Annotated in this window: 8 protein-coding genes and 1 pseudogene; 6 read left to right on the top strand and 3 right to left on the bottom strand. The window is 44.7% G+C overall.

Annotated features, from left to right (window positions below; translation table 11 throughout):
- Window positions 1-3: 3 nt before the first annotated feature.
- The 6 genes and pseudogenes from SNE26_RS29535 to SNE26_RS12460 all read left to right on the top strand — a co-directional run bounded on the left by SNE26_RS29535 (window position 4) and on the right by SNE26_RS12460 (window position 7,791).
- Window positions 4-1,097 (top strand): annotated as a pseudogene (locus SNE26_RS29535) (ISAs1 family transposase).
- 143 nt (window positions 1,098-1,240) lie between these two features.
- Window positions 1,241-1,717, top strand: coding sequence for a hypothetical protein (locus tag SNE26_RS12480; RefSeq protein ID WP_321559686.1), 477 nt, complete (start codon window positions 1,241-1,243; stop codon window positions 1,715-1,717).
- Between the two features lie 11 nt (window positions 1,718-1,728).
- A complete protein-coding gene (locus SNE26_RS12475; RefSeq protein WP_321559685.1) occupies window positions 1,729-3,564 on the top strand; it encodes an arylsulfatase in 1,836 nt (611 codons plus the stop codon).
- A gap of 19 nt (window positions 3,565-3,583) precedes the next feature.
- Window positions 3,584-5,464 carry an arylsulfatase gene (locus SNE26_RS12470; protein ID WP_321559684.1) on the top strand — a complete coding sequence of 627 codons (1,881 nt, stop codon included), beginning with the start codon at window positions 3,584-3,586 and terminating at the stop codon, window positions 5,462-5,464.
- Window positions 5,465-5,466: 2 nt separating this feature from the next.
- Window positions 5,467-6,198, top strand: a complete 732-nt coding sequence (locus SNE26_RS12465) for a thioredoxin domain-containing protein (RefSeq protein WP_321559683.1) — start codon at window positions 5,467-5,469, stop codon at window positions 6,196-6,198.
- Between the two features lie 9 nt (window positions 6,199-6,207).
- Complete coding sequence (locus SNE26_RS12460; RefSeq protein WP_321559682.1) at window positions 6,208-7,791, top strand: arylsulfatase; 1,584 nt, start codon at window positions 6,208-6,210, stop codon at window positions 7,789-7,791.
- 158 nt (window positions 7,792-7,949) lie between these two features.
- Here the strand turns inward: SNE26_RS12460 and SNE26_RS12455 are convergent, their stop codons facing one another.
- The 3 genes from SNE26_RS12455 to SNE26_RS12445 form a co-directional block, all read right to left on the bottom strand.
- On the bottom strand, window positions 7,950-9,809 hold the full coding sequence (locus SNE26_RS12455) for a DNA topoisomerase 3 (RefSeq protein WP_321559681.1): 1,860 nt from the start codon (window positions 9,807-9,809) through the stop codon (window positions 7,950-7,952).
- Window positions 9,810-9,936: 127 nt separating this feature from the next.
- Window positions 9,937-11,019, bottom strand: coding sequence for an aminoglycoside phosphotransferase family protein (locus tag SNE26_RS12450; protein ID WP_321559680.1), 1,083 nt, complete (start codon window positions 11,017-11,019; stop codon window positions 9,937-9,939).
- 81 nt (window positions 11,020-11,100) lie between these two features.
- The gene (locus tag SNE26_RS12445; RefSeq protein ID WP_321559679.1) at window positions 11,101-12,126 is read right to left on the bottom strand and encodes a LacI family DNA-binding transcriptional regulator; all 1,026 of its coding nucleotides are present in this window, start codon (window positions 12,124-12,126) and stop codon (window positions 11,101-11,103) included.
- Window positions 12,127-12,218: the final 92 nt, after the last annotated feature.

Genomic DNA, 12,218 nt, shown 5'->3' with positions numbered 1-12,218 from the left:
AGGATGGATAAGAGCATATTAGCGTATTTATCAGAGTTACCGGATATAAGGCGAAAGGCAGGCCAGCGCCATGACCAGACTTTCATTCTGTTGCTTGTGTTAATGAGTACAATGAGCGGTTATCATGGCTATCGTTCGATGGGTGATTTTATAAAGCGGAATGAAGTCGATCTTTTGGCCTTCTTTCAGCCTAATAAAGCCCGCCTTCCAAGCTTTTATACTATAAGACGTGTAATACAAGATTTAGACTTTAACAGCTTAAATGAGAGTTTCCATAAATGGGCCAGTCAGCATATTGATTTGTCTAAAAATGAATGGCTACATATAGATGGTAAGGCAATGAAAGGGACGATGAGCGATTATTCTCTTGACAAACAACGATTTGTAAGCCTGGTAAGCTTGTATAGTAGCAGGAGTAATCAAGTCGTTGGCCATGGTTTGGTTGACAACTCAAAACAAAGTGAAATCTCTGTAGTTCAGCAGCTTATTTCCAGTTTAGGATTACAGGGGGTAACGTTTACACTTGACGCATTACATTGTCAAAAAAAACGGTAGAGGCTATTATTGATACAGATAACAATTATATAATAGGCGTGAAGAAGAATCAAAAGAACCTTTACAAAAAGATCGAAACCATTACATCGGACGAGGCAATGGTTTGTAGTAAGTTTGTTGAGTTGTTGAAAAACAAAGGGCGAATAGAACGTAGAACAGTTTGGGTGTACCCGGGAACAGAGGAAATCAGTAACACATGGGCTGGGGTAAGCCAACTTATTAAAGTGCATCGCTGGGTAAAAGAAAAAGGACGTATCCGGGAAGAATACGCCTTTTTCATCAGTAGCTTAATCGGTAATGCGCAAACATTCTGCCATGGTATTAAAAGCCATTGGAGTATAGAAAACAGTCTTCATTGGGTAAAGGACGTGACATTTAACGAAGACGCTTCACGAATTAGAACATCCAATGCGCCTGAAAATACTTCTGTGTTCAGAAACATAGTTATTAATGTATTTAGAATAAATGATTACCCAAACCTCGCACAAGCGCAAAGGCTTGTTTGCAACGATATCAACAGGTTAAAACAACTATTAAATTAGAATGCAACAGCCCTGCTCTTGAGAGGGGTGGAGGGATGTGTTACTCTGTAGGCGACTTATCGCTCATACAACACACCCCTCCCAACGCCCTGTCCTTCGCGCCCCCTCTCAAGAGGGGAGCAAGAATTCCAAAAGCAATATCTATGAAAAAGATAACAATGTTCCTGTTAATCCTGGCTGGCCTCGTCAGCCGGGTATCGGCACAAAGCGCCCCTATCGAAAACGGCTCACACGGCATCGACCCCAGAGTACGCGCCGCCGTGTTGCAGGTACTTGACGAATATATGGCAACCTTTAATGCCAAAGATTTGAATGGGTGGGAGGCTACTTACCAGTTTCCGCATTATCGGCTGGCAGGCGGCAAAATGTCGGTATTGGAAAAGGCTGGTCTGCGCGATTCGGCAAAAGTATTTGGCGAGCTGCAAAAAGCAGGGTGGCACCACAGCCAGTGGGACCACCGTAACATTGTTCAGGCATCGGCAGATAAGGTGCATGTGGACACCCGATTTTCACGCTTCCGGGCTGACGGCAGCCTGATAGGGCATTATGAATCATTATACATATTAACCAAAGAAAACGGCCGCTGGGGTGTGAAGTTCCGCTCCAGCTATGCCGAATAAACCTTTTACAGATGAAAACAAAAAAAATAACATTGTTCCTGTCGCTTGGCTTGCTTGCCGCATTTACAGCCAGGGCACAAAATGGACAGGCACCGGTATTTGGCGGCACGGTGGGTAAAACGCTTGATGATTCGAAGGAGTGGTGGCCTGAGCCTCATAAAGCACCCACCGGCGCGCCAAACGTATTGTGGATTATTTTAGATGATGTGGGCTTCGGCGCTACGAGCACCTTTGGCGGCATCATCAAAACCCCCAATTTTGATACGCTGGCCAACAATGGCCTGCGGTATACCAATTTCCATACAGCAGGGATCTGCGCGCCTACACGTTCGGCTTTATTGACAGGCCGCAACCATCATTATGTTCATGAAGGTGGCTTTTCGCACGTAACCTTGTCGGCCGGTTTTCCGGGTTATGACGGGCGGATCCCATCTGATAAGGGAACCGTTGCCGAGATTTTACGCGAGAATGGTTATAACACCTTCGCGGTAGGTAAATACGGGCTTACACCCGATGAGGATGCAACCGATGCCGGTCCGTTCGACCGCTGGCCTACAGGTAAAGGTTTCGATCATTTCTTCGGATTTTTAGGCTCGGCTACAGATCAGTATAAACCGGATTTGGTGGAAGACAATGCTCATGTAACGCCAGACGGCCGTCACCTTACCGATCAGATTACGGATAAAGCTATATTTTACCTAACCCGCCAGCATAAAGTGGCACCCGAAAAACCTTTCTTTTTATACTACGCACCGGGAGCAACCCATTCGCCTCACCAGGTAGCCACCGAATGGAGCGACCTGTACAAAGGCCAGTTTGACAGCGGTTGGGACGATTTCAGGGAGAAGGTTATTGCAAGGCAAAAACAATTGGGCATTATCCCTGCTTACGCCAAACTGCCTGAACGTAATACGCGGATCCCTGCATGGAAATCATTGCCTGAGGCTGAGAAAAAGCTATACGCGCGTTTCATGGAAGTTTACGCCGGATACCTTACCTATACCGATCATGAAGTTGGCCGGCTCATCAATTACCTGAAACAAAGCGGTCAGCTGGATAACACATTAGTATTTGTGATCATTGGCGATAACGGTGCCAGTAAAGAAGGTACGGTTCATGGTGTGATCAATCCTAAAAAAAACTCGGCCAAACTGGTTGCTGAAGATGCTTACCTGAAAACCAATATTGAAGATATCACCGATATCGGCACGCCGCAGGCCAGTACAAATTACCCACTGGGCTGGGCACAGGCGGCTAATACACCATTTAAGTACTGGAAACAGGATGCCAATTCGGAAGGCGGCACCCGTAACCCTTTAATTGTTTACTACCCTAAAGGCATTAAAGATAAAGGGACTATCCGCACCCAGTATGGGCATGTGATTGACGTATTGCCAACTACCCTTGAATATACCGGCATTAAACTGCCCGAATATATCAGGGGCATTAAACAGGATACTTTACAGGGTACATCGCTCGTGTATTCATTTGATCATCCTGAAGCAAAATCAAAACATGTTTTGCAGCATTATTACATTTTTGGTTCCAGGTCGATTTATAGCGATGGTTGGAAGGCCGAAGCTGCGCATCATCCTGATAATGTTGAACTTGGGGATTTTAAAGTTGGTCAAAACGTGCCAGATAAGAGTTTTGATGACGACATTTGGGAATTATATAACCTGAATGAGGATTTCAATGAGCGCATTGACCTCGCCAAAAAATATCCTGAAAAGTTAAAGGAGTTGAAAGCTGTTTTTGAAGCACAGGCTCAAAAAAATAACCTTTATCCGTTTATCGACTGGTATGATGTTTATCACCAGCGCATCCACAAAAATTATAAAAAGTAAATTTTAAATCTTTAAGATCATGAAATACGCTTATCAACGAATTGTTATGTTATCGGCATTGGCGCTCGCATTCAGCGCACCGGCCTTAGCGCAACTGCCGCAGGTAAAGGTAACGCCGGCAAATATAGCACCTATTGACCCAGCCAACTTTAAAGGTGTGGAAGGAAAAACGCTTGCCGAATCAAAAGAGTGGTGGAACAAACCGCTTAAAGCCCCAAAAGCTGCGCCAAACATAGTTTGGATTCTATTGGATGACGTGGGCTTCGGCGCGTCGGGCACTTTTGGCGGATTGATCAATACGCCAAACTTTGATACGCTGGCCAATAACGGTTTGCGCTATACCAATTTTCACACGGCGGGTATTTGCGCGCCAACGCGGTCTTCATTACTTACCGGGCGTAACCACCACTATGTGCACATGGGTAATTTTGCCCACGCTTCTACAGCAGCGGGTTTTCCGGGCTATGATGGACGTATCCCGCCCGATAAAGGTACCATTGCTGAGGCTTTACGTGCTAATGGCTACAGTACTTTTGCAGTAGGTAAGTGGGGGGTAACGCCGGATGAGGATACCACAGCCGTTGGCCCGTTTGACCGCTGGCCTACCGGTAAGGGTTTTGATCATCACTTCGGCTTCCTGGAATCGGCTACCGATCAGTATAATCCGCCGCATTTGGTAGAGGATAATTTCCACATTAAACCCGATGGCCGCAACCTGAATGAGCAGATCACTGACAAGGCCATTGCCTATATCGATGCTGCCCATAAAGCGGCACCTGATCAACCTTTCTTTTTATACTATGCGCCCGGCGCTACCCATGCGCCACACCAGGTGAGCCACGAATGGAGCGACCTGTATAAAGGCAAGTTTGATGAGGGCTGGGATGTTTACCGCCAAAAAGTATTCGAAAACCAGAAGAAAGCCGGCTACATTCCTGCTTATGCCAAATTGCCCGAGCGTAACGAGCGCATCCAGGCCTGGAACAGTTTGCCTGCCGATCAGAAGAAATTGTATGCCCGGTTCATGGAAGTTTATGCAGGCTATCTAACCTACATCGATCACCAGGTTGGCCGGGTGATCAGCTATCTGAAAGCTTCGGGCCAGTTTGATAATACCTTGGTTTTTGTGATGATAGGGGATAACGGTGCAAGTAAGGAGGGAACTGTGCATGGTGTAATTAACCCTAAAAACTCACCAGCTACAACGCCGGAAGCTGATTATATCAAAAAGAACGAAAGCGATTACGAAACCATCGGCACACCGGAGGCTTCAACCAATTACCCACTGGGCTGGGCACAGGCGGCTAATACGCCGTTTAAATACTGGAAATCGGACGCTGACGCTGAAGGTGGTACCCACAATCCGCTCATTGTTTATTATCCAAAACTCATCACCGAAAAAGGAGGCATCCGCACACAATATAGTCACGTATCTGATGTATTCCCGACTACTATTGAGGCCGCCGGTTTAAAATTGCCCCAGTATGTTAAAGGCATTAAGCAGGATACGTTACAGGGTAAATCATTCTTCGGTTCGTTCAATAATGCTCAGGCAAAATCGCTGCATACACAACAGTATTATTACATTTTTACCTCAAGGTCTATCTACAAAGATGGCTGGAAGGCCGAGGCTGCACACCGCCCGGACAATGTGGACTTACTGAACTTCCCGCAAGGCAAAACCATCCCTGAACGTAATTACGATAAGGATGTTTGGAAGCTTTATAACCTGAACGAGGATTTTAATGAGCGTGTTGACCTCGCCAAAAAATATCCTGAAAAATTAAAGGAGCTGAAAGACGTGTTTGACGCTGAAGCTAAAAAGAACCACATCTATCCATTTATCGACAGGGACGATATCAACAACAAACGAATCCATAAACTCGAAAACAACAATTAACCATGAAAAGCTTAAAAATTGTATTGCTCGCGCTACTGGTAGTTTTTATCGGCGAGGCAAAAGCGCAATCGCCTGCTTTATTATCTCTTGAAGCATTTGCGGCCAAATTAAAACAGGCAAAAGAACCACAGATTTTAGATGCCCGTTCGGCTGAGGAGTTTGTGCAGAACCATATTAAAGGAGCTGTAAACGTTGATGCCAAAGCAGCCGGTTATCAGCAGAAAGTGGATGGCCTGGATAAGGATAAACCAACCTTTGTTTACTCGATAGCTAACGGCCGTAGCACGGTATTGTGTCGCGAGTTGAGGGCTAAAGGGTTTAAAGATGTAGAGGAATTGCCTGGTGGTTTAGCCAACTGGATAGGATCGGGTTATCCAATTATTTCTACCACAAAAAAAGGAGTTTCCTTGTCAAAAACCCAGTTTAATGAACTGGCAGCGTCATCATCTTTAGTGTTGGTTGATTTTGGTTCGAGGTATTGCGGGGCCTGCAAAAAGCTGGTGCCGGTACTTGATTCGCTCAAAGCAAATGCTGCTTTTACACCCAAAGTGATCAGCATTGAGGTTTATGATAATACCACTTTAGCCAAAGAGTTAAAGGTAAATGTGCTGCCAACGCTGGTGCTGTATAAAAACGGTAAAGAGGTTTGGAAAAAGCAGGGCTTTTCATCGACCACACAAATTGAGGCTGTTGCTGAACAAGCCCGAACCGGGCTGGCTGCAAGTGGTAAATAAAACACAGCAATGATAAAAAACATCTGCTACTTACTTATCGCTATATTTTGTACGGGGCCTGTGTTTGGGCAGGCCCCTAAGCAAAAGCCCAATATCGTCATCATTTTAGCCGACGATATGGGCTTTTCTGATATCGGCTGCTTTGGCTCGGAGATCAGCACACCTAATATCGACAGGCTTGCCCGCGAAGGCCTGAAAATGACGCAATTTTATAATGCGGGAAGATGTTGTCCCTCACGTGCGGCATTGCTAACAGGTTTATATCCTCATCAGGCCGGCGTTGGTGATATGGTAAAATACAAAGGTTCGCCAGCATACCAGGGCTACTTAAATGATCATAGTGCTACCATTGCCGAGTTGCTGAAAGAGCAGGCAGGTTATAATACCATCGTATCAGGCAAATGGCATGTGGGGTTGCCGCAATCCGCTTTGGCCTATAACCGCGGTTTCGATCAATCCTTTACGATGCTGAACAATGGCAGCAGTTATTTCAATTCGGCACCGCTGTATAATGATGGCAGCAAAATCACTTTTATGCTGAATGACAAGGAGATCACCCGTAGCGATACTTCAAAATATCTTACACAAGCTATTACTGATTTCGCTGTAAAATCATTAGACAAGATCAAGGATCAGCAGAAGCCTTTCTTTCTATATGTGGCTTATAATGCCCCGCATTGGCCCATCCAGGCCCTGCCCGAAGATATAGCAAAGTTTAAAGGCCAATATCTAAAAGGCTGGGATGTTTTGCGGAAACAGCGCTATGAAAAACAATTGGCCACCGGTATTATCAAAAAACAATGGCAGCTATCGGCGCGGGATAAGCGTGCTCCGGCATGGGATTCACTATCTCCGGGAGAAAAAGATAAATGGGATACTCGTATGGCTATTTATGCTGCTATGGTTTACCGGATGGACGCATGTGTAGGCGAGATCATGACCCGGTTGAAAAAACTGGGAAAAGATAAAAATACCATTGTACTGTTTGCATCTGACAATGGCGGCAGTGCCGATGAAGTAAAAAGTTTGTCAACGGTGATCCAAAAGAATGGAACTCCCGGTTCTGTCAATTCGATTGACAGTTATGAGATCCCATGGGCCAATGTGAGCAATACACCATTTAAGTTGTTTAAACGCAACACACACGAAGGGGGGATAGCCACACCGTTGATTGCCTGGTATCCGGGGCATATCAAAGCCGGAAGTTCCGATAGTAGTCCGGGGCACTTGATTGATCTAATGCCAACCTGCCTTGACCTTGCCGGTGTAAACTACCCGGCTCAATTTAAAAACAGGCAGCTTACACCATTGGCAGGCATCAGTTTGCTCGATGCTTTTAAGAGGAAAGCTTATACCGGTAATAAAACATTATTCTGGGAACATGAGGGGAGCAGGGCCATAAGAAAAGGCCAATGGAAGCTGGTTGCCGAAATTGGTGAGCCATGGGAATTATACGACCTGGAAACAGATCGTTCTGAAATAAATAACCTTGCTGCTAAATACACCGATAAAGTTAAAGTGCTTGAAGCGGAGTATTTGGAATGGGCAAAAAAAGTTGGCGTTGTTGATTGGAATACGATTAAAGGGTTGTAGAAATTGTTTATCAATTAAAAAAAACATGTCGTTGCGATCGTAGCGCGGCAATCTCGTAGCCAATGCATGTCCGATCTGTATAGCTACGAGATTGCTTCGTCGTTTCTCCTCGCAATGACATGGTTTTATAATTTAAAATGGAGTTTTTATTGGGCTCTCTAAGCACTTACTTTACCGCCGGTTACTTCCATAGCCGGGATCTTTAATGATTTACCCTGCGCTAATAATTCAGAAGTAATAGCACGGGTATAAGTTTTGATCTCGTTCTGGAATTCAGTAACCGAAGCCCCCGAGCGGATCTCTTCAAGGCGTTTTTCCCATGTTCCGGTAAGTTCAGCCTGGGCTATCTGCTGGTTTTTCACCACCTCATAAACGGCAATGCCGGTAGGGGTAGGTACCAGGTTCTTCTTTTCCCTGATAATGTAATTACGCTTAAGCAGGGTTTCGATGATGGCCGCCCGTGTTGCCGGGGTGCCAAGGCCACTGTCTTTCATGGCGTAACGGAGCTCTTCGTCATCAATCTCTTTGCCCGCTGTTTCCAAAGCCTTAAGTAAAGTGGCTTCGTTATATAGTGGTCGCGGTTTGGTCTGCTTTTCGAGCAGGGCCTTGGCGGTTATCGGCAGGTTTTCGCCTTGTACTACTTTGGGTAGTGTAGCGTTCTCTTCGTCTTTTTTATCGTCCTCCTTATCGTTGAACACTGCCCGCCACCCGGCAGTATGGATCACGGTTCCGCTGGCATTAAACTTGGCACCCGATTGTACAACAATTTTCGTGACCTCTTTGATACAATCCTGGTGAAAAGCTTCGAGCATACGCCCGGCCACCATATCATAAACAGCCTGCTGATCGGCCGAAAGCTGGTGCGGGTTTTCGCCGGTAGTAAGTACGGCATGGTGATCCGTTACCTTTTTAGCATTCACGCTCCGTTTGTTTAATGTCGCGCTGCCCAGTGCTATAGCCTGTTTGCCAAATAGCGGATGTTGTTCCAGTTTTTGAATCAGTGCAGGTACACCTGCAAAAACATCGTCACCTATGTAACGACTGCCGGTACGGGGATAGGTAACAAGCTTGTTTTCATACAAGTTTTGGAGAATATTAAGCGTTTGATCGGCAGTGAAACCTTTACGTTTGTTGGCTTCCTGTTGCAGGCTGCTCAGGTCGTGCAATAAAGGAGGTGGCTCTTTACGCGGTTTGGCTTCCACCTGCAAAATATGGCCACCCTGCGGAAAGCCGCCTTCAACATCCTGCACCTGGTCGACTACCGCTTGTGCTTCTTCTTTTGTTTTATAATTTTCGGTTGATATCGCTTTAAATACCTGTCCGTCTTTATCAGGGTGGATACTTACCTGGTAAAATGTTTCGGGTACGAAGTTTTTATTTTCCAGGTACCGCGAACAGATCATGGCGAGAGTAGGCGTTTGCACCCTGCCCAAGGAAAGTACCGCGCCTCGGATGCCCGACGAAAGACTGAGCGCTTGTGTGGCATTCATACCCACTAACCAATCTGACTGTGAGCGGCAATGGGCCGAATTGAACAGCGTATCATAATCGCTGCCGGGTTTCAGATTGCGGAAGCCCTCTTTGATAGCTTCATCTGTTTGGGACGAGATCCAAAGCCTTTTAAAAGGCTTTTTGCATTTTAAATAGTAGTAGATATAGCGAAAGATCAATTCGCCCTCGCGCCCGGCATCCGTTGCTACGATGATCTCAGTGGCTTCATCAAATAGCTTTTGGATAGTATCCAGTTGTTTTTTTACTGATGGGTCGTCTACCAAACCATCTTTTGTTTTTACCTTACGAATGGAAAGTTTGAACTTTGGCGGCAGCATGGGCAGGTGCTGAACGCTCCAGCCGTAGTAACCGTATTCCTGTGGTGCAGCAAGCTGCAACAGGTGACCGAAAGCCCAGGTAAAGGTGAAACCTTTGCCTTCAATATAGCCATCCTTTTTTGTGGTTGCCCCAAAAACTTTGGCAATTTCCCTGGCTACAGATGGTTTTTCGGCTATAATTACTTTCATAGATGCTGCTCCCAATGCGTTGATTTATACCAACGCTTGCTGATATGGGCGTCGAAAGTATGAATTTAACGAGGGCTGTGCAAGGTTTGTTGGTAACATTGTGCCGCCCGGTATATTGAACAACCTGTTAAATATTGTTCGTAGTAGCCAATAATTCCTTATCTACCCCGGCAATTATTTCTTTAAATATTGGCTCTCCATCGATGTAAGCTTCAAGCAGTTTAAACTGGTTTTTGGCCCTGATTAAATTATGCCCTTCGTATTGGGCTCCATAGTAAACATCGTTGTTTAAGAAATCGGTCAAAAAGCGAAGGCCCTGCATATAGATCATCATCTTGCCCGAAAATATGAAATACTGTTTTTCAGTTTCGGTAAGGATAGTGCCCATTTCGCTCATATAGCCTTTATATATTGCCCTGAAAAAGTCAGTCCTGGCGGTAATCTTATCCAGATCTTTTTCCTCTTCGTTGGCGGGCGACAAGTAGGTTCGCATCATGTCGCCAACGTCGCTTAAATAATAGCCGGGCATTACGGTATCAAGGTCGACAAGACATAGCGCGTTTTGCTCTTTGTCAAACAAAACATTATTTATTTTGGTATCGTGATGGATCACCCGGCGGGGAATTTCGCTATCGGTTGTAAACAGGTTGTAGGTATGCAGTATGTTGATATGATCATGCGCCGCTTTTACTTCTTTAGCAGCCTGTTCCAGTTTTTCAGATTTGGCAGTTTTTAAGGCCTGTTCAAATTGTGTAAACCGTAATTTCAGATTATGAAAGTCCGGAAGTGTGTATTCAAGTTTGCTGATATCAAAATTATTCAGTAAACGGGTAAACCGGCCAAACTGTACCGCGGCGCTATATGCCTCCCTGGTATCCTGTAAAAAATTTACCGTGTGCGATCCTTCAATAAATGGGAAAAGCCTGTAGAATTTATCACCGGCATAAATAATTGATTTACCTGTTTTGCCTTTTAAAGGGGCTACAAATAAATAACCGGGGTTGTGTTTATCAAGATATTCTTTGATTAGTGTAAGGTTGCTGTCGATATAATCAGGCTGTTTAAAAACGGCAGCATTAATTTGCTGAAGAATATAGGACTGATTAATACCGCTTACTTTATAAGTATAATTTATGAGCCCCGAGCCAAAAGGCCGGATATGGTATTCAGAAACGTTTAATCCAAAATTTATTAGGATATCATCAAACATATTATAGACGTTAACTCATCAAACATAGCTAATTGATAAACGATAGCCATGCGCAAACGTTTGAGTGTTTTTTGTTTAGGTTTATTTTTTGTTTTCGACCAATTGCGATTCAATGATCACCTTATAAAAGGCGCTTGGTTCATTGCCGCCGGTACCCTGGTGATGCAGCAGGTCCATTAAAATATCAGTTGCTTTTTGCCCTTGTAAATAAGGAAATTGCTCAACCGAAGCGGCCGGGATATTCTCCATATAATTGATCAGCGGTAAATTGGCATAGCTTACAAATTCAAGGTCCTTATTTATTTTGATGTTTAATTTACTGGCGTGTTTAATAGCAAAAAGCGCCACATAATCGTTAAAGGTTACTATAGCAGTCGGCTTGCGTTTGCTGGCCAGCAGATCGTCTAAGGCCTTTTTTGTGCCTTCTTCGGTCAGGTCGCACGAAACGATGAGTGATGGGTCATACTTAAGCCTGTTTTTGGTCATCGCTTTGATATAACCCTCTTTACGTTCGCCGGTGGCAACCATGGTTTGCGGCCCGTTAATCATGCCTATTGCCCGGTGCCCTTTTTTAAGCAGATAACTCACCGCCTCAATGGTACCTATTTCCATATTGCAGGCTACATAATGAATATTAGGTATAGATGGGATCCTGTCGAAATAAACTACAGGAATATTGTATTTCTTTAAGTTTTCAAAGTGCTGATAGGAGGAGGTATTTTTCCCTACCGATACAAGCAGGCCATCAACCCGGTGGTTTTTCATTTTTTCAACCAGTTGTTTTTCCTTCTGCTCGTCATCATGTGATTGTGCCAGCAGTACGGTATAGTTTTTTTTATAGGCAGTATCTTCAATTGCGCTTATGGCCGATGAAAAGAAAGCCTCTGAAAGTTCGGGTAAAATAACCCCAATGGTGAGGGTTTTACCCTTTTGCAAAAAAATAGCGGTTTGGTTAGGCTCATAGTTTAATTCGCCGGCCAGCTTTTTAACTTTTGCCCTTGTAGTGAGCCCTATGCTCGGGTGGTCATGCAAGGCCCTTGAAACTGTAGAAACCGAGATGCCTAATATTTGCGCTATCTCTTTTATAGTAGTTGGCTTTGTTTGCATTAATTGTGGGCTATATCGTTTTTATAGTTAAAGTTAAGCGATTATTATGAAATAGCTTGTATTAACTGCATTGCAAACGTTTGCGTGGCTAA

Origin of the sequence: Mucilaginibacter sp. cycad4 (assembly GCF_034263275.1) — a bacterium.
Classification (GTDB): Bacteria; Bacteroidota; Bacteroidia; order Sphingobacteriales; family Sphingobacteriaceae; genus Mucilaginibacter.
The sequence above is the reverse complement of the archived record's forward strand: the minus strand, read 5'-3'. Positions and strand labels throughout refer to the sequence as shown.